Here is a 16,808-nt window from a genome sequence, read left to right as displayed (position 1 = left end):
TCGTCAACGTCTGACACCGGCTCGTACCGTGCGGGGCGTGGCCCTGCTCCCAATGCACGTGCGCGTGCCGAAAGACGGTGCGCGGGTCCGGCGTGCCTTGCGGCCTCTTCGCCGGGCTCCGGTGGTGAGCCGGTGAGCAGCGCAGTACTCTACCTGGCCATCGTCGCGGTGTGGGCGGTCGTCCTGGTCCCCATGTGGCTGCGGCGCGACACCTCACGTCCCAAGAGAACAGACGAGATCACGGAGGAGACCCCCGTCGAGGAGGAAGAGGAGGCCCCTCCACCCGCTCCGCGCCGTCGCCGTGGCCGCGGCCGTGCCGCCGTCATCGCCCGGCGCCGCCGCCGCACGTTCGGCTTGACGGTCCTCGTCCTGGTGACGACCGTCGTCGCCGCCACCGGCCTGGCGCCCTGGTGGACCGTCGTGCCCGCCGTCGTCCTGTTCGCGGCGCATATCGCCCTGCTCCGCGTCGCCGTCCGCATCGACATCGCCCGCCGCCGCGAACGCGCCGCCGCTGCCCGGGCCCGCGCCGAGCGTGCCGCCCGCCGCCGCGAACGCGCCGCCGCCCAGCGGAACGCCGACGTCATCGAGCTGGACCCGCACGCCCAGGACGAGGTCTTCGACCAGTACGCCGACGACCGCCGCGTCGTCGGCGAGTGACGCGCCGCCTCCCGATGCGCGAACACCCCCGAAAGTTTGCTAGCCTTATCGCGTCCTCGGGGCTGTAGCGCAGTCCGGTAGCGCACCTCGTTCGCATCGAGGGGGTCAGGGGTTCAAATCCCCTCAGCTCCACCCAGGATGAAGGCCGGTCCCCCGTCGGGAGACCGGCCTTTCGGGTCTTCGTACAGCAGCGATGTACAGCTACGCTGTCTACCTCAGCCGAGCTGCTTGCCCAGCTTCCGCAGAGCCTTACGCGTGGCCGCCGTCGAGACCTCACTGTAGATGTCCATGGTGACGGCGATCTGGCTGTGCCGGAGAATCTGCATCACCACGCGCGGATGAACGTCCAGGGCCACAAGGAGCGAGGCGCAGGTCTTCCGGGTGACGTGGACGGGAACCCGGCGCACGCCCGCCCGGTCGCATGCCGCCGCGAAGCCGCGGTTTAAGTTCCGCTTCCAGGTCCACATCGGCCCACCGCAGGCCCGGGACCTCACCGCGGTGTGGCCTGAGAACCGGGGTTGACGCGTGCGCGCGCGTAAAACGCTCTCTCGCCGATCATGAGCAGGGGCCGGCACCCGTTGCTTCCCCCCGCGTGCTCCGGGGCTTCACACGCCGTTTCCGTGGCTTGGACGCGCGCAGCAGGGCCGCCACGTTGCGGGGCGAAATCTCTTCCCGGACGGCGTTGCCGAGCGCGGCCCGGCCCCACGAAAGTGGTGACGAGCCGCTTCCGGCGCCTGGGCGTGACGGCTGAACATGGTGGCGGGGCGCTGTGGGGCGCCGTGTTCACGTCATGAACTGGCCGACGGGAATCATGTCGTCTCCGGGGCGCTGCAGGCCGCCAGGCCGAGCATGCGGCGGGCCTCGGTGCCGAACAGCGCGTTTCGTTCGTACTCCCGGAAGACGTCCGCGTACCTGCGCACCTCGGCCGCGTCGGTGTAAGTCACTTCGCGTGTGAACGTCTCCACCGTCACGGCGAAGGTGCCGAACACCGTGAAGCCGTGCAACGGGAGACGCGGCCAGCCATCCGCCGAGCCGGGCACGATGCCCAACCGCACATTGGGCCGTTCCGCCAGCGTCATCAGGTGGGCGATCTGCCCCGGTAGGCACGTCCCCGCGCCCGGCCGCGTCCGCAGCGCCGCCTCCGCCAGCACGAACGTGAACAGCTTGCTCCCGTCCGCCAGCACCGCGGCCCAATTCACCAGGCCGCTTCCGATGAACAGCGCGGACTCGGCCGAGTACTCCGCCGTCCGCAGCGGCCCGGGAATGACGAACGGCCCGAACCCCCACACCGCCGTTGCCTGCTCGCCCAGTTCCACCGCCGCACCGGGCCGGAAGGACACGCCCCTTTCGATCCGCGGGGGCTCCGTCTCCGCGTAGGCGGTCCGCACCAGAGCGGCCAGCCGCCTGGCCTCTGTCTCTTCCATGTCCAGCACCGCGAACAGCCGCAGCACCGCCTCGGGGTCACAGACCCGCTGCCCCATCTCCACCTGCGACACCGTCAACTCGGGCACGTCGGCCCGCGATGCGATTTCGGTGTCCGTCAACCCGGCGGCCGCCCGACGCCACCGCAATTCCCGCCCGATCTCACGCAGCCGCTCCTTGCTCATATCCAAGCGTTCTACCACCTCGGCGCCCACTGCATTGGGCGGAACGGCGGTAAAGAACATGGAATCGCGCCCGATGTGCCGGGCAGATTGAAGAAAGTGCGATATGTCATTCGCATCATGGCCGCCGATGAACTTCCCGGCGTCGTGGTGACATTCTCTGGTGCAGGTGTTGATTCGGCTTCAATGGGGCCTTTCCCGGCACCGGCTCGACGGCACACCGCAGACGCCATGCCGGGCCGTGCAGGCGCGCCAGGGCGGTGCACCGTGAGAAAGGCGGGTTCCGCCGCCGCCCTGTGATGGGCCGCACCAGCCCGAGCGCAACGGCGATCGACAGTGAGCGGTTGCGCCGGGCCATCGAGATCCGTGACGAGTGGCTGGGGCACGGACTGTCCGTGGACCCGGCCGACCGGGCCGCCGCCGAGGCGGCCATCACCGAGCTGTACCGGCTGATCGGTCGGCGTGCACCCCGTTTCGTCTGGGTGGACTCGCCGCGTGCCGCCCTCCCCCTGCTACCGGACGACCAGCGCCGCCCCCTGCGGCTGCGGATCGCGTCGGCGCTGTCGCGGGGTGCGGACTGGCCGTTCTTCTCCCGGCTGGCCGGCGAGATGTCCGAGCTCCGGCACCTGCCGCACCGGAACGGCGGTCCGCCGCGCCCCCTCGGCCTGGGGCGGCGCATCGCGGAGATGACACCGCAGGAGGCCCTGGAGGCGGGGTGGTCGCCGGCCCGCGTGCACGACGAGACGGTGGGCGCGTCGCTCGGATACACCCTTCGGGACCAGGTCGCGGCACCACTGCGCACCGAACTGGACGCCCCGGAGATCGCCGGGCGCACCTGGTACGGGCAGCATGACGCGCACTGGATCGCCGATGTCGACGTGCGGCTGCGCGTGGGAGCGCTGCGCGTTCACCCGGCCGAGGGGCGGCGGCTCGACGTATGGGCCACTGTCGCGCGGTCGTGCGGCTGGTGGTGGTCTGGCGAGGACGTGTGCGTGGTGACCGAACGGCCCGCTGTCGTGCGCGCCGAGCCGCTGCCCGGCGGTCTGCACGGGCAGCGGCGCCTGCACAGCGAGGACGGCGCGGCCGTGCGGTTCCGCGACGGATGGGGCGTGTACTCCTGGCACGGCACGCGCGTCCCGTCCTGGGTCGTCACCGACCCGACCGTCGAGCGCATCCACCGGGAGGACAACGTCGAGGTGCGCCGCAGCGCCATCGAACGCATCGGCTGGGACGCCTACATCGAACAGGCCGGGCTGCGCCTGGTCGCCGAAGCGGCCGACCCCGGCAACCCGGGCTGCGTCCTGCGGCTCTACGACGTGCCCTGGGGGTCCGGCGGAACGGGGCGGGTGCTGCTGGCCGTCAACGGCTCGGTCGATCGCGACGGGCACCGCCGCCGGTACGGGCTGAGCGTCCCGGCCGGCTTCGACGACCCGGTCGCGGCGGCCGGCTGGTCGTACGGCCTGACGAGAGCGCAGTACGCGCAACTGGCCCGCCGCACCTGAACCCGCCACCCGACATCAGGAAGTGAAACGCATGAACTCTGTTCTCACCCTTGCCGACCTGACGCGCCGCACCGGCATGGACGTCCTCGGCCATCTGGAACGGGAGGCGGCGATCCCGGTCGTCGACGGGCTGCAGGCCCAGGGAGACCTGATCGTCGTGCCGCTGGCGATGCTGCCGCAGGTGACGATCCGGGCGGCCGCCGCGTGGCGGTGGGTGCCCGAGGCCGGAGTGGAGGTCGTCCGCGGCGTGGCGGGCGGCAACCCGCACACGCTCGTCGCCGACCCCCGCACCTGCCAGTGGACCACCCAGCTCACCGACCGCGACGGGCTGGCCGTCGGAGCGCTGCGGGCGGCCGCCCCGGTGTACCTGGTGCATCCCGAGCACGGCGGCACCGGCATCGCGCCGGGCACGTACGTGATCCGCCGGCAGCGCGAGCGGCGGGGGCCCGGCAGCGATGCCGTGCGCGGCGCCGGATTCGCACCGGCCCGGGACGTGTTCGTGGCCGACTGACCGGGCAACCGCGCCTGCCGAAAAAATCCGGTAGTCGGCTCATCGCGGCGCGGGAGCGGGGCGGCGGGCACGTCCGCCCCGCTCCCGCCCGCTCACCGGCCGGTCTCGCGGGCGGTCCGCGGGACGCGCAGGAACGCCAGCATGACGGCGCAGACCACCAGGCAGGCGATCGGGAAGTACAGGCCGATCGTGACGTTGTCCGCGGTGGCGTTCTTGCCGATCACGTACGGGCCGAAGAACCCGCCGAGCGCCGCGATGGAGTTGATGGCCGCGAGCCCGACCGCGGTGCGCTCGCGGGACAGCAGCCGGGACGCCAGCGCCCAGTACGGCGCCATGTAGCCGAGCACCCCGATCGCGACCATCGACAGGCAGGTCAGGGCGGGCACCGGGGAGTGCCGGAACTGGATCGTCCCGAACAGGCCCAGCGCGGCCAGCAGCATCAGCGCGATGACGTGCCCGCGCCGCTCCCCCGTCCGGTCGGAGCTGCGCGCCACCAGCAGCATGCCGACGGCGCCGACCAGGAACGGGATCGCGCCGAGGAAACCGATGTTGGTCGCCGAGTACGACGGGTCCATCTGCTTGACGATCTGCGGCAGGAAGAAGGTGAACCCGTACAGCCCGCAGGCGGCGAAGAAGTTGGCCGCCGCCAGGTAGAGCACCTTCGGGTCGCGGATGACGCGCAGCTCCTCCAGCGGCCCGGTCTTCTCCTCCGGGACGTACTCCCCGGCGATCTCCTCCTCCAGCCACTTCTTCTCGGCGGGGGTGAGGAAGCGGGCGCGGGACGGCACGTCCGGCAGGTAGAACAGCACGATCACGCCCAGCGCCACCGCGGGCACGCCCTGCAGGATGAACACCCAGCGCCAGCTGCTCAGGCCGAACCAGTGCACGTGGTCCAGGATCAGGCCGCCGGTGAGGCTGCCGATGATCATCGCGATCGGCTGGGCCAGGGCGAGCGCGGCGATGGCCCGTCCGCGCTCCCGGGAGCGGAACCACAGCGTCATGTACAGCAGCAGGCCCGGGAACAGCCCCGCCTCGGCGACGCCCAGCAGGATCCGGGCGATGTAGAGCTGGGTGACGTCGTGCACGAACCCGGTCACCGCGGTGACCAGGCCCCAGCTGATCGCGATGCGGGCCAGCCACAGCCGGGCGCCGACCCGCTTCATGATCATGTTGCTGGGGATCTCGAACACCACGTACGCCAGGAAGAAGATCGCCGCCGCGGTGCCGAAGACGGCCGCGGTGATGGCCAGCTGGTGCTCCATGCCGAGCTGGGCGTAGCCGATGTTGGCGCGGTCCATGTAGTTGAACACGTACAGCAGCCCGACGATCGGCAGGATGCGCGTCGACACCCGGCGGACGGTGCGCGCGCCGACGTCGGCGCCGTCGGGGGCGGTGGTCGGATGGGCCATGGTTCGTTCTCCTCGAACACTCGGGGTGGGAGCCCGTCGGTTCCGCCCGGGACGGGCGGCGGTGCAGGCGGGGGAGACTGCGGGGGAGGGGCGTCACGCGGTTCCGGAGGTCCGGGCGGCGCCTCGGCCCGCGATGCGGCCCATCGTCAGCGCGTTGGCCACGGCGTTGCCGCCGCCGACGTAGCGCGGTCCCAGCACGCCCGCGCCCGCCTCGCCCGCCGCGTACAGGCCGGGGACGATGTCGCCGCGGAGGTCCAGGACCTGGGCGGACGCGTTGATCTCCAGGCCGGCGTGGGTGCACACCAGCTCGGCGGGCAGTGTGCGGACGGCGTAGAACGGCGGCTCGGCGATCGGGTCGAGCGGGCCGTCGGCGCCCTTGGCCGCCAGCGTGCGGTGCCGCAGGAAGTCGTCGTCGCGGCCTTGGGGCAGTTGCGCGTTCCAGCGCTCGACGGTGGCGACCAGGGCGTCGGCGGGGACGCCGATCATCTCGGCCAGCTCCGGCAGGGTGGCGGCGCGCGCGGTGCGTTCCGCCTCCGCCTCGGCCAGCACGTGCTCCGGCGTCCAGTGCGCGTACCCGGGCGGCAGCCCCCGCCGGGCCCGCTCGTCGAAGATCGCCCACACCGGGCCGTCCTGGGCGTCGATGATTCCGCCGGAGACGGCGTAGGAGGCGTCCTCGTCCATGAACCGGCGGCCGTGCCCGTTGACGTACACCCGCGAGGGCGGCGGGAAGCCGGACTGCCAGTGGTGCAGCCGCTGGAAGTAGGCGGTCGGCAGCATCAGCCCCCACTCGCGGCCGGTCACCGCCGCGCCGATCTGCTCGGCGAACCGCAGGTGGTCGCCCCGGCTGCCGGGCGCCGCCACCACGAACAGCGCGTCGCCGGCGCGCCCGGCCGACGGGTAGTAGCGGTCCAGCAGTTCGGGGTCGCGGGCGAAACCGCCGCTGGCGACCACCACCGCGCCGGCCCGCACCTCCACGCCGTCGGCCACCGCCCCGACGACCCGGCCGTCCTCGTGCAGCAGCCGCTCCACGCGCGTGCCCAGGACGATCTCGACGCCGCCCGCCCGGCACGCCCTGGTGAGTACCTGGACGAGCCCGAGCCCCTGGTCCTTGGGCACGTGCCCGCGCCAGACGTCCTCGACCCCGGCCCGGCACAGCCCCGGCATGTGCGCGTTGTGCGACACGGCGGCCGGGATCTCCACGCCCAGCCCGAGCAGCCATTCCAGCGTCGGCCCGGCCTGTTCGCAGAACGCCTTGACCAGCCCGGGTTTCAGCATCCACTGGTTGAGGTCCATGTAGTGCTGGAAGAAGCGCTCGGGCGAGTCGTCGATGCCGAGCGCGGCCTGCACGCTGGTCCCGGCGGCGGTGAACATCCCGGCCGACAGCTGCGTGGAGCCGCCGAGTTCCCGCTCCGACTCCAGCAGCAGCGCCGACGCGCCGCTCTCGGCGGCCGAAGCGGCCGCGGCCAGCCCCGCGCCGCCGCCCCCGATGACGAGCACATCCCAGTTCATGCCAGGGCACCCCCCGATTCGGCGATGATGCGGTGGTAGAGGCCGTTGGAGGTCAGGCCGCCGTCCACCGTGACCTCGCCGCCGGTCAGGTAGGTGGAACGGTCCGACAGCAGGTAGAGCACGACGTCGGTGACCTCCTCGGGACGGGCCGTCCGCCCCGCGGGGATGCTGGCGACGGCGGAGGCGACGAACGCGTCGGCGCCGTCCAGCAGCGGCGTGTCCACCAGCCCCGGGTGGACGGAGTTGACGCGGATGCCCCACTCGGCGAAGGCGCCGGCCGCCGATTTCGACAGCCCGGTCAGGCCCCATTTGCTGGAGGAGTACGCGGGCGAGAAGTAGCCGATCCGCCCGGCGATGGAGGAGATGTTGACGATCGAGCCGCCGCCCGAGTCGCGCATCAGCTCCGCCACGGCCTTCATCCCGTAGAAGGGGCCGAACAGGTTGATGCGCATGACCTGCTCCCAGATCTCGTCGGAGGTGTCGAGGAACTCCAGCCGCCGCGAGATCCCGGCGTTGTTGACCAGGCCGCCCAGCTCGCCGTGCGCGTCGCGGATCTGCGCCACGACCCGCGCCCACGCGGCGGGGTCGGCGACGTCCAGCGCGTGGCCGCTCGCCGAACCGCCCGCCGCGCGGATCTCCGCGACGATCGGACCGGTGTCGGCCACGTCGGCGACGCACACGTGCACGCCCCGCGCGGCCAGCGCCCGGGCGTGCCCGGCGCCCATGCCGCCCGCCGCGCCGGTGACCAGCACGACCGACGGGTAGCGCACGGTCTCGGTGGACGCGGTGTCAGACATGGCGGGAACCGCCGTCCACCGCGAGGCTGTGTCCGGTCACGTAGCGGGCGCTGTCGGACAGCAGGAACAGCAGCGGCCCGACGACCTCCTCGGGGGACCCCAGCCGGTGCAGCGGCACCGAGTCCAGTGCGTGCCGCAGCGCGTCCGGGTCCTCCTTCACCCAGCGGGTCATGTCGGTGTCGATGTAGCCCGGCGCGATCGCGTTGACACGGATGCCCTTGTCACCGAACTCCACGGCGAGGGACTCGGTCAGGTGCGCCACCGCCGCCTTGGACGCGCAGTACGCGGCGCGGCCCCGCCGCACCCGCACCGCCGACACCGACGACATGTTGACGATCGCGCCGCCGGGGGACATGTGCCGCGCCGCGGCCTGCGCGCCGTACAGGACGCCCTCGACGTTGACCGACAGCGTCGCGCCGATCTGCTCGGACGGGATCTCCTCGGCCGCCGCGTACGGGAAGACGCCCGCGTTGTTGACCCAGAAGTCCAGGCGGCCGAACCGCTCCAGGGCCAGCCGCGCCACGGTCTCGTGGTCCTCGGGCCTGGTGACGTCGACCCGCGCGGCGACGACCCGGCCGGGCTCCGGCTCCCCGGCGCCGTCCTTGCCGATCCCCTCGCCGATCTCCTTGCCGATCTGCTCGGCGGTCGCCGCCATCGCCGCCTCGTCGATGTCGGCGCCCACGACGTGCACCCCGCGCGCCGCGAGCGCGGTGGCGAACCGCGCCCCCATCCCGCGGGCGGCGCCGGTGATCACGGCCGCCTTGCCCGGGAACTCGGGGTACTGCGCGGTCATCGGGGCGTTCTGGACCCGGCCCACCGGCTCGGTCATGCGTTCTCCTCGTCGTGTTCGTCGTGTTCTCGCCGGGCGGGACCGCCGCGCGCGCCGTCGCGCGGGGCGTCGTCGCGGTGGACGGCGCGGCGCCGGACCAGCCAGCGCCCGCCGTCCCGCACCAGGTCGTCGGTGACGACGGTCATCCGCTCCAGCCGGGACGGGCCGCCCGCCGGGGTGCTGACGATCTGCAGATAGGCGCGGACCCGGGCCCGGTGGTCGTCGGCCGACTCCACCCATAGGTTCGTGAGGACGTGGCGGGTCACCAGCCCCGCGGCGCGGGCGGAGGCGTGGAAGCGTTCGGCGAAGGCCGTCAGCTCCCGCGTGCCGGTCGCCGGCCGCGGATAGGACGGCGAGCGGAACTCGCCGTCGGCGGTGAACGTCGCCGCCCACTCGGCCGCCCTGCCCTCGTCGATCAGATGGCTCTGCGCCCCGTACAGCCGCTGGATGCCCAGCAGCGTGTCGGCGGCGATGTCATCCGCCGGCATACCCTGCCCCTCCCGGGGCCGCCCCTGGTGCTGTGGTGCCCCGTCCGGTAGTGTGCGATTATCGCACGCATAGTGCGATGTGCGGACACGGTAAGTGACCCCCTTCACAGTCGTCAAGAGGAGCGCCATGTCAGCGGTCGATTCCGGGATGTCCAAGACGCTGCACAACGGGCTGCAGATCCTGGAGCTGCTCGCCGACCACCCCCGCGGGCTGACGCTCAGCGAGATCGCCGAGGCCGTCGGCGTGCACCGCACCGTGGCGCACCGGCTCGTCCGGACCCTGGAGGCCCACCACCTGTGCCGCCGCGACCGGTTCAAGCGCATCTCGCTCGGCGCCGGCCTGGTCCGCCTGGCCGAGCCGGTCGAGCAGGACCTGCGCACCCTCGCCCGGCCGGTGCTGGAGGAGCTGACCGACGCCAGCGGCGCGACCGCCCATCTGGTCGTGCGGGAGAGCGACGACCGGGTGCGGATGCTGATGATCGTGGAGCCGCGGCGCGCCCGGATGCACGTCGCGTTCCGGCCCGGCCAGCTCGATCCGATCGACCGCGGCTCGGCCGGGCTGGCGATGCTGGCCGCGCGCCCTCCCGTCCCCGGCGAACGCCAGGAGGTCGCCCTGGCCCGCCGCCGGGGCTTCGCCGTCTCCTTCGGCGAGATCGCCGCGTCCATCATCGGGATCTCCGCGGTCGTGCCCGGCGCCAACCCGCAGACCAGCATCGGCCTGTCCCTGTTCGAGGCGCCCGACGAGGACGCGCTGGGACGCCTGGTGGTGGACGCCGCCGCCCGGCTCGGTTCCCTCCTGCGCTGAACCGGTGCCGTGAGCCGCCGAGGCGCGCCGTTCAGCCGGCGGGGGACGGTAGCGAGTACTCGATCTCCAGGAGCAGTTCGAGCGTCGGCTCGTCGTCGAGCCGCTCGAAGGCCGCCTGCACGGCGCGCAGGGCGGGGCCCTCGGTGAGCCATGCCACGACCTGGCGGTACGCCGGGACGTTGGTGTCCCACTCGGCGTTGGTCAGCCGCACCCGCCCGCCGCGCCACCGGAGCCCGTCGGCGGTGAAGTCGTGCAGCTGGCGGACGGCCGCGCCGGTGTCGAGCCGCTCCCACCCGCTCAGGTAGGGGGCGACGTCGGAGACGGCCAAGGTCAGCGCGCACAGCGCGGTGCCGGCGTCCGGACGGGACGGGTGGCTCGCCAGCGTCCGCGCCCAGAACGCGGCCAGGAACTCTTCGAGGGCCGCACGCTGCGGCCACTGCGTCCACGGGACCATGCCGAGCTTGCCGAACACGATCTCCACGCTGGGCCAGACGAAGGCGTCGTCGGCGGCCAGTTCGAGCAGGCGGGGCGCGAAGTAGCGGAATTCCTCTTCCGCCCCCCACGTGGTCATCGCCTTGGCCGCGTACCTGCGCAGATCGGCCGCGCCGAGCTCCCGCAGCGGCCGGGCGAGCAGCGCCCTGTCCTCGTCCGGCGCGACGCAGCACGGACACCCCGCCACGGCCCTCGGCCGCGGCACGTCCGCGAAGGCCGCGTAGAGGCCCTCGACCGCTCGCTCGTCCATCCCGTCCCATCATCCGCCTCCGCGGCGGACACCGCGCCGGAACGCGCGAAGTCAGGGTGCGGACGGGCCACCGACGCGCCTGGCCGCGTCGCCCGCCCGGCGCAGGGCGGACTCGACCTCCGCGGCGTCCTCGGCCAGTTCCTCGATCCGCTCGGCCGCCAGTTCGTGTGCGGCGGTGCGGGCGAGCAGCTCCTCGTAGGCCTCGTTGCGCCGTTCCAGCTCGAGGATCTGCGCGCTGTGGTCGGGCGGCGGCATGGCCCGGCGCCGCTGCCGCCGGTAGGCGTCGTCGGCCGCCGCCGTATGCGCCGCGTACTCCTCTAGGGCCTCGATCCGTTCGGTCACCGCCGCCACGGAACGGCGCAGGGCCTCACGCTGCGGGGCGAACCGGGACTTCTCCAGCGGTGTCAGGTCGGACTCGCGGAGCCGCCGCTGCTCCTCCCGCATCCGCGAGTGGGTCATGAGCGTCTGGGCGATCTCCCACTCCTCGGCGGGGAGGGTGAGCGCGTTGTCCATGCCGTCGAGCAGCCCGGCCCTGTTCACCTCGGATTGCAGCACCGTGTCGATCGCCTCCTGCGCCCGGCACAGCAGAATCTTCGCGTCCGGGTCGAGGTCGGCCGCCACGATGTAGCGGCCGTGGTATCTGCGGATGAGACGGACGACGGAACCGCCGATCAGCACCTGCAGCCGCCCGGGCACGGGGCTCGAGGCCGGTGTCAGCACGTCCTGGTGCTCGCGAAGGGCCCGCCGGTCCTCGGCGGGGACGGTCGGATCGACCGCCACCCGTGGGTGCGCCGAGTCGGGCAGGTACGACAGGGACATGCGGCAAAGGATGCCAGAAGCCGGTATGGCGCAGGATGCACGGCAGGCCGGTGACCTATGCCGTCCATCCGGCACAGGTCAATCGCCGGCCTGCCGCCCTGCTCGTCCCGCCCGGGCGGTCCGCCTAAGACGAGAGCGGGGTTCTTCTCGGGGGAGGGGGCGGCCTTGCGGCGGCGGGTCAGGACCTGCACCGCCGTCGGGGCCAGGGCGAGGACGACGATCGCGCCGAGCAGGGTGGTGGCGATGGGCTGGGTGAGGACGCCCGTGAGGTCGCCCTCGAAGGTGCGCATCGCGCGGCGGAAGGCCGGTTCCAGGAAGCCGCCGAGCACGAACGCCAGCACCAGCGGGCCGGGTTCGCAGCCGACCTTCTTCATCAGGTAGCCCGGCACGCCGAGCCCGTCACCAGGAACATGTTGAACACGTTGTTGCGGACGGTGTACACGCCCAGCAGCTCGTCCCCCGTTGGGCCGGGCGCTCCGGTTCGGTCGGCCGAAGACGCCCCTATCACCCGCCTCGGCGCGTCACCGCGGCCCCCGGACGCCATGACCTGTGGGCGTCAAACCGCGCTCCCCGTCGTGACCGCTGGTGGTGGTGTTGGCCACGGTCTTCAGCGGGGGTGGCTGCGGCCAATGGCGCTCGCGTCCCTTGGATGTCAGGCGGAGCGGAGGGCGGCGGCGACTCGCTTGCGCAGGCGCGGCAGGGTCGGGGCGAACTCGTAGCCGCAGCAGTCGGTGTCGTTGAACTTCATGTGCGGGACGATCGCGTTCATCGGGTCGAGGTCGTACTGGCGGCACAGCCAGGCGATCAGCTCGGTGAGCGAGTCCAGCAGGCGGCGGGGCGGCAGGACCGAGTTGTAGGTGCCCTCGCATTCGATGCCGACGGTGTAGCCGTTGGCGCCGGCGACGTGCGTGCCGATCACCATCCGGCCCCTGCGGGCGGCGGAGAGGCTGCCCTTGCGGCCCTCCATGATGTGACCGCCCCGGCTGACGGTGAAGTGCTGGCCGGTGTCACCCCATCCCTGTCCCATGTGCGCGCCCTGGATGGAACGCGCGAGCCGGTAGCCCTGCTGCAGCGAGTAGTCGCTGACATTGGGGGTGCACGTGTGGTGCACCACGATGTACTCGGGTGCGCGGGACAGCACGGTCGCCCGCCGGTAGGGGGTGCGCGCTCCCCAGTCGGCGGTCGAGTGGATCAACGGGGCGCCGGCGCCCGGTTTACGCGATTTCCGGGACGTCCGGGGCTTGTCGGGCCGGGCGGCCTGCGCCATTCCGGTGGCGTCGGTGGCGTCGGTGGCGTTCGAGGCGTTCGCCACCTCGTGTTCGCCCGACGGGCCCAGTGCCGCGGCGACGCCGAGCGCCGCGCTCCCCAGCAGGACTCCGCCGCCCAGCAGTACCGAGCGGCGCGGCAGCTCGGCGGGCCAGGGATCGTCACGGCGGTGCTCGGCGTTCGGATTCATGGGGGTATTTCCTTCCGGGAAACTGCTCTGGAGAAATGCGGGCAGCCGAAAGAGAGCAGGCGGTGAAGAACACGCGGGAAAAGAGGCGTGAGGCTGCGCCGTAAATGTCGAGCCGCGTGTGAAACGGCTCGTATCGCCAGTGGCGGAAAAGTGTCGAAGAGCCGGGGCCGGCGAGGGGGAGACCGCCGCGGAGGGCAGCGTGGCCGGGAGGCACAGGCGGCCGGGCTCAGGGCGTGGCCGCCCCGTCTATCAGGGCGTTGGCATCTTCATGAGGCGGTTGCGGCGCGCCGCGGAGATGGCGGGGCCGAGCCGGGGAGGCTCCTTCATGTTCTCTCCTCTCCTTGACTGCCGACCGGGTTAGCTGACGGGTTCGGACCAAGGAGCGGCCCTACCGCGGCTGCGCGCGGATTCACCCCGAAGAACTGTTGGGTCCCCGGTTCCCAGGCGACCGGCGCCATGGGATTAGGCGCCCCACCGACCGGTGCGCAGAACGGTGCCCGGACGGCGGAGTACCACGGACCATAGGAGATGAGGCAAAGAACTCGCAAACCTGCAAAGGTAAAATCTAAAAACGATCTTTGCTTGTCCGTCCCCGGTCCGCCGACCACACCGTTCACAGCAATCACACCGAGAACACACATGGCGGGAAACCACCGGAGAGGCGGGGTGGGGAGCGGCAAATTCCACCGCGAGCACTCGTCCCGCCGTCACACAGATCCGCAATTGTGACCAAGGACACCCGCCTTCGCGGGCACCGGAACGCCCAGCCGCGCCTGCCCGCCCCTGTCCGCGGCGACCGCCGCATCGACCCGTCCGCTGCCCTCCACCCGGTCACGGGCGGGAGGCGCCGGCAGGTTGGAACAGGTGAGCTGGATCACGCGGCTGACGCCGCCGGTCGAAGGACGAGCGTGCCGGTGGTCGTGGCGAGCCCGCCGACTGCCGTCCAGTGATACGGGCGCTGCGGCCGGACGCCGGAGCGAACCGGGCGAGTGAACCCGCCGATCGCGGTGATGAAAGGGGGGGGCACGAACCGGAGCGGTCACCGCCGAGGAGGGCGCATGGGAGTGCTGGCGGCCGACGCCGCGACGCCGGCCGATCTGGTGGCGGCGCGGACGCAGATGGGGGTATCCCTCGGCTGGCACATCATCCTCGCCTGCTTCGGCGTGGGCATGCCGGCGCTGACGGTCTTCGCGCATTGGCGCGGCATCCGCACCGGCGACGAGGCGTACCAGCGGATCGCGCACCGCTGGGCCAAGGCGATGGGCGTGCTGTTCGCCGTCGGCGCGGTGTCCGGCACGATCCTGTCGTTCGAGATGGGCCTGCTGTGGCCCGGGCTGATGGCGACCTACGGGCAGGTGCTCGGACTGCCGTTCGCGCTGGAGGGGTTCGCCTTCTTCGTCGAGGCCATCTTCCTGGGCATCTACCTGTACGCCTGGGACCGGCTGCCGCCCCGCGTGCACCTGCTGACCGGGCTGCCGGTGTGCATCGCCGGGATCGCGTCGGCGTTCTTCGTCGTCAGCGCCAACGCCTGGATGAACCAGCCGCGCGGGTTCGACCTGGCGGACGGCAAGGTCACCGGCGTGCGCCCCTGGGCGGCGATGTTCAACCCGGCCACGCCCTGGCAGACCGTCCACATGATCCTTGCCGCATTCATGGTCGCCGGCTTCGGCATCGCCGCCGTGTACGCCGCGGGGATGCTGCGCGGCCGCCGCGACCGCTACCACCGCATCGGGTTGCTGCTGCCGTTCACGGTGGCGGCGGTCGTCACGCCGTTCCAAATCGCGGTCGGGGACGGCCTGGCCCGGCTGCTCGCCGACCGCCAGCCCGCCAAGCTCGCCGCCATCGAAGGGCTCAACGAGACCGGCTCGCACGTCCCGCTGTCCGTGGGCGGCCTCTACCTGGACGGGGAGATGCGGTACGCCCTCCGCATCCCGGACGCGCTGTCGCTCCTGGTCGGCTACCGGCCCGGCACGGTCGTCCAGGGCCTGGACAGGGTGCCGGTCGCCGACCGTCCGCCGGTCAACGCGGTGCACCTGAGCTTTCAGCTGATGGTGGCGATCGGGTTCGCCCTGCTGCTGCTCGGCTGCTGGCTGGCGGTCGTGTGGTGGCGCCGCCGCGACCTGCCCCGCACCCGCTGGTTCCTGTGGCTGACCGTGCTGTCCGGCCCGGCCGCGGTGCTCGCGCTCGAAACCGGCTGGATCACCACCGAGGTCGGCCGCCAGCCGTGGATCGTCTGGCAGCACCAGCGCACTGCGGACGCGGTCAACCCGGCGCCCGGCCTGTGGGCGGGGCTGATCGTGGTGCTCGCCGTGTACGTCGTGCTCACCGTGGCCACCGTCTACGTCCTTCTCCGGCTGCGGGGGCGGCGCGTCAGTGCGCCCCAGGAGGGCTGGGGGCAGGAGTACCCGCCGTGACCGCCGCGCAGTGGCTGCTGCTCTTCTCGTGGGCGGGTCTCACCCTGTACGCGCTGTTCGGCGGGGCCGATTTCGGCGGCGGGTTCTGGGACGCGCTGGCCGGCGGCGCCCGGCGCGGTCGCGCCCAGCGCGAGCTGATCGAGCACTCCATCGGCCCGGTCTGGGAGGCCAACCACGTCTGGCTGATCTTCGTGCTGGTGATGTTCTGGACGTGTTTCCCCGGGGTCTTCGCCTCGGTCTGCTCCACCCTCTACATACCGCTGACCCTCGTGGCGATCGGAATCATCGCGCGGGGTGCCGCGTTCGCGTTCCGCAAGGCCAGCACCGAGCTGTGGCAGCAGCGGCTGTTCGGCGGCGCGTTCGCGCTGTCGTCGGTGCTCACCCCGTTCTTCCTCGGCACCATCGCGGGCGGTGTCGCGTCCGGACGCGTCCCCTACGGGCTCGCCGCCGGCGGCATCGTGACGAGCTGGTGGAACGCCACGTCGCTGATGGCCGGCGCGCTGGCGGTCGGCGCCACCGCCTACCTGGCGGCCGTCTACCTCACCGCCGACGCGCGCCGCGGCGGCGACCCGGGGCTGGCCGACGTGTTCCGCCGGCGCGGCCTGTGGACCGCCGCGGTCACCGGCGTCGTCGCGATCCTGGGCATCTTCGTCGTGCGCGTTGACGCGCCGTCGCTGTACACCGGGTTGACCGGCCGCGCCCTGCCCCTCGTCGTCGTTTCGGGCGTCGCCGGGCTCGCCTCCATGGTCGCGCTGGCCTTCCGCCGATACGCCCTGGCCAGGGTCACCGCCGCGCTCGCCGTCGCGGCGGTCCTGTGGGGCTGGGCCGTGGCGCAGTACCCGGTCATGCTCCCGCCCGGTGTGACGGTGCCCGAGGCCGCCGCCGACCCCGCCGTGCTCCACGCCACCCTGGGCACGGTCATCGCCGGGATGGTCCTGCTCGTCCCGTCCCTGCTGTGGCTGTACGTCCTCTTCCAGCGCCCCGCCCCCGGCCCGTCCTCGAAGACCACCGACCGCTGACCCCGATCACCTGTGCCGTCCGGGCGCGGGTCGCGGCGAAGGCGGCGCACGGAGGCCGCGTGTTCCCGTGCGCCGCCGGATCAGGAGCACGCACCGCGAGCGCGGCGCGCGGTGCGTGCCGGGCGGCGGCCCGCCGGACCCTAAGACCGCAGCTCGGAGCCGGGGCCGCCGTCGCAGACGGGGCTAGAAAGATGAAGCAGTCGGAGACGTAGCCCTCGACCTTCGTCCGGTTGTTGATCACGTAGGT

General features: G+C 72.5%; 17 protein-coding genes, 1 tRNA gene and 1 riboswitch. Of the genes, 7 read left to right on the top strand and 11 right to left on the bottom strand.

Annotated elements, in window-relative coordinates; translation table 11 throughout:
- Window positions 1–132: 132 nt before the first annotated feature.
- The gene (gene sepX, locus QSK22_RS25505; RefSeq protein WP_285496904.1) at window positions 133–657 is read left to right on the top strand and encodes a divisome protein SepX/GlpR; all 525 of its coding nucleotides are present in this window, start codon (window positions 133–135) and stop codon (window positions 655–657) included.
- Between the two features lie 58 nt (window positions 658–715).
- A tRNA-Ala gene (locus tag QSK22_RS25500) sits at window positions 716–789 on the top strand.
- Between the two features lie 83 nt (window positions 790–872).
- On the opposite strand, the gene QSK22_RS25495 is transcribed toward QSK22_RS25500, so the two are convergent.
- Window positions 873–1,124: a tyrosine-type recombinase/integrase gene (locus tag QSK22_RS25495; RefSeq protein WP_285496903.1), complete on the bottom strand. Its 252-nt coding sequence runs from the start codon at window positions 1,122–1,124 to the stop codon at window positions 873–875.
- Between the two features lie 342 nt (window positions 1,125–1,466).
- Window positions 1,467–2,264, bottom strand: coding sequence for a Scr1 family TA system antitoxin-like transcriptional regulator (locus tag QSK22_RS25490; RefSeq protein WP_285496902.1), 798 nt, complete (start codon window positions 2,262–2,264; stop codon window positions 1,467–1,469).
- A 341-nt stretch (window positions 2,265–2,605) separates the two neighbouring features.
- On the opposite strand from QSK22_RS25490, the gene QSK22_RS25485 reads away from it, so the two are divergent.
- Together QSK22_RS25485 and QSK22_RS25480 are read left to right on the top strand one after the other, a co-directional pair.
- Complete coding sequence (locus tag QSK22_RS25485; protein ID WP_285496901.1) at window positions 2,606–3,763, top strand: DUF6745 domain-containing protein; 1,158 nt, start codon at window positions 2,606–2,608, stop codon at window positions 3,761–3,763.
- Window positions 3,764–3,794: 31 nt separating this feature from the next.
- Window positions 3,795–4,274: a DUF8820 family protein gene (locus QSK22_RS25480; RefSeq protein WP_285496900.1), complete on the top strand. Its 480-nt coding sequence runs from the start codon at window positions 3,795–3,797 to the stop codon at window positions 4,272–4,274.
- Between the two features lie 92 nt (window positions 4,275–4,366).
- Here the strand turns inward: QSK22_RS25480 and QSK22_RS25475 are convergent, their stop codons facing one another.
- From QSK22_RS25475 to QSK22_RS25455, 5 genes are all read right to left on the bottom strand, one after another.
- Window positions 4,367–5,683 (bottom strand): MFS transporter, encoded by a 1,317-nt coding sequence (locus QSK22_RS25475; protein WP_285496899.1) that lies wholly within the window; start codon window positions 5,681–5,683, stop codon window positions 4,367–4,369.
- A gap of 93 nt (window positions 5,684–5,776) precedes the next feature.
- Window positions 5,777–7,192 carry an FAD-dependent oxidoreductase gene (locus QSK22_RS25470; protein WP_285496898.1) on the bottom strand — a complete coding sequence of 472 codons (1,416 nt, stop codon included), beginning with the start codon at window positions 7,190–7,192 and terminating at the stop codon, window positions 5,777–5,779.
- On the bottom strand, window positions 7,189–7,989 hold the full coding sequence (locus QSK22_RS25465; protein ID WP_285496897.1) for an SDR family NAD(P)-dependent oxidoreductase: 801 nt from the start codon (window positions 7,987–7,989) through the stop codon (window positions 7,189–7,191). The genes QSK22_RS25470 and QSK22_RS25465 overlap by 4 nt, the downstream gene beginning before the upstream one ends.
- Window positions 7,982–8,818, bottom strand: a complete 837-nt coding sequence (locus QSK22_RS25460) for an SDR family NAD(P)-dependent oxidoreductase (protein ID WP_285496896.1) — start codon at window positions 8,816–8,818, stop codon at window positions 7,982–7,984. The genes QSK22_RS25465 and QSK22_RS25460 overlap by 8 nt, the downstream gene beginning before the upstream one ends.
- A complete protein-coding gene (locus QSK22_RS25455) occupies window positions 8,815–9,306 on the bottom strand; it encodes a nuclear transport factor 2 family protein (RefSeq protein WP_285496895.1) in 492 nt (163 codons plus the stop codon). Before QSK22_RS25455 ends, QSK22_RS25460 begins: the two co-directional genes overlap by 4 nt.
- Before the next feature lie 127 nt (window positions 9,307–9,433).
- Here QSK22_RS25455 and QSK22_RS25450 point away from each other — a divergent pair, with 127 nt between their 5' ends.
- Complete coding sequence (locus tag QSK22_RS25450; RefSeq protein WP_285496894.1) at window positions 9,434–10,111, top strand: IclR family transcriptional regulator; 678 nt, start codon at window positions 9,434–9,436, stop codon at window positions 10,109–10,111.
- A 31-nt stretch (window positions 10,112–10,142) separates the two neighbouring features.
- On the opposite strand, the gene QSK22_RS25445 is transcribed toward QSK22_RS25450, so the two are convergent.
- From QSK22_RS25445 to QSK22_RS25430, 4 genes are all read right to left on the bottom strand, one after another.
- Window positions 10,143–10,853 carry a hypothetical protein gene (locus tag QSK22_RS25445; RefSeq protein ID WP_285496893.1) on the bottom strand — a complete coding sequence of 237 codons (711 nt, stop codon included), beginning with the start codon at window positions 10,851–10,853 and terminating at the stop codon, window positions 10,143–10,145.
- Window positions 10,854–10,904: 51 nt separating this feature from the next.
- Window positions 10,905–11,672, bottom strand: a complete 768-nt coding sequence (locus QSK22_RS25440) for a hypothetical protein (RefSeq protein WP_285496892.1) — start codon at window positions 11,670–11,672, stop codon at window positions 10,905–10,907.
- The gene (locus QSK22_RS25435; protein ID WP_285496891.1) at window positions 11,567–12,061 is read right to left on the bottom strand and encodes a hypothetical protein; all 495 of its coding nucleotides are present in this window, start codon (window positions 12,059–12,061) and stop codon (window positions 11,567–11,569) included. Before QSK22_RS25435 ends, QSK22_RS25440 begins: the two co-directional genes overlap by 106 nt.
- Before the next feature lie 263 nt (window positions 12,062–12,324).
- Entirely contained in the window at window positions 12,325–13,128 is an 804-nt protein-coding gene (locus tag QSK22_RS25430) for a peptidoglycan recognition protein family protein (protein WP_285496890.1), read from the bottom strand.
- A gap of 330 nt (window positions 13,129–13,458) precedes the next feature.
- Window positions 13,459–13,607, bottom strand: a riboswitch (cyclic di-AMP (ydaO/yuaA leader).
- Between the two features lie 579 nt (window positions 13,608–14,186).
- Between QSK22_RS25430 and QSK22_RS25425 the strand changes: the two genes are divergently transcribed.
- Both QSK22_RS25425 and QSK22_RS25420 read left to right on the top strand, forming a co-directional pair.
- Window positions 14,187–15,542, top strand: coding sequence for a cytochrome ubiquinol oxidase subunit I (locus QSK22_RS25425; protein WP_285496889.1), 1,356 nt, complete (start codon window positions 14,187–14,189; stop codon window positions 15,540–15,542).
- Entirely contained in the window at window positions 15,539–16,561 is a 1,023-nt protein-coding gene (locus QSK22_RS25420) for a cytochrome d ubiquinol oxidase subunit II (RefSeq protein ID WP_285496888.1), read from the top strand. The genes QSK22_RS25425 and QSK22_RS25420 overlap by 4 nt, the downstream gene beginning before the upstream one ends.
- The last annotated feature ends 247 nt before the right edge of the window (window positions 16,562–16,808 follow it).

It is taken from the genome of Actinomadura sp. NBRC 104425 (assembly GCF_030269545.1).
Taxonomy (GTDB): Bacteria; Actinomycetota; Actinomycetes; order Streptosporangiales; family Streptosporangiaceae; genus Spirillospora; species Spirillospora keratinilytica.
The sequence above is the reverse complement of the archived record's forward strand: the minus strand, read 5'-3'. Positions and strand labels throughout refer to the sequence as shown.

Bases quoted from the DNA above. Each gene is read 5' to 3' on its own strand.
- QSK22_RS25470 (WP_285496898.1), bottom strand. From the start codon at position 7,192: ATGAACTGGGATGTGCTCGTCATCGGGGGCGGCGGCGCGGGGCTGGCC.
- QSK22_RS25440 (WP_285496892.1), bottom strand. From the start codon at position 11,672: ATGTCCCTGTCGTACCTGCCCGACTCGGCGCACCCACGGGTGGCGGTC.
- QSK22_RS25430 (WP_285496890.1), bottom strand. From the start codon at position 13,128: ATGAATCCGAACGCCGAGCACCGCCGTGACGATCCCTGGCCCGCCGAG.
- QSK22_RS25445 (WP_285496893.1), bottom strand. From the start codon at position 10,853: ATGGACGAGCGAGCGGTCGAGGGCCTCTACGCGGCCTTCGCGGACGTG.
- QSK22_RS25455 (WP_285496895.1), bottom strand. From the start codon at position 9,306: ATGCCGGCGGATGACATCGCCGCCGACACGCTGCTGGGCATCCAGCGG.
- QSK22_RS25460 (WP_285496896.1), bottom strand. From the start codon at position 8,818: ATGACCGAGCCGGTGGGCCGGGTCCAGAACGCCCCGATGACCGCGCAG.
- QSK22_RS25480 (WP_285496900.1), top strand. From the start codon at position 3,795: ATGAACTCTGTTCTCACCCTTGCCGACCTGACGCGCCGCACCGGCATG.
- QSK22_RS25450 (WP_285496894.1), top strand. From the start codon at position 9,434: ATGTCAGCGGTCGATTCCGGGATGTCCAAGACGCTGCACAACGGGCTG.
- QSK22_RS25475 (WP_285496899.1), bottom strand. From the start codon at position 5,683: ATGGCCCATCCGACCACCGCCCCCGACGGCGCCGACGTCGGCGCGCGC.
- QSK22_RS25465 (WP_285496897.1), bottom strand. From the start codon at position 7,989: ATGTCTGACACCGCGTCCACCGAGACCGTGCGCTACCCGTCGGTCGTG.
- QSK22_RS25490 (WP_285496902.1), bottom strand. From the start codon at position 2,264: ATGAGCAAGGAGCGGCTGCGTGAGATCGGGCGGGAATTGCGGTGGCGT.
- QSK22_RS25425 (WP_285496889.1), top strand. From the start codon at position 14,187: ATGGGAGTGCTGGCGGCCGACGCCGCGACGCCGGCCGATCTGGTGGCG.
- QSK22_RS25495 (WP_285496903.1), bottom strand. From the start codon at position 1,124: ATGTGGACCTGGAAGCGGAACTTAAACCGCGGCTTCGCGGCGGCATGC.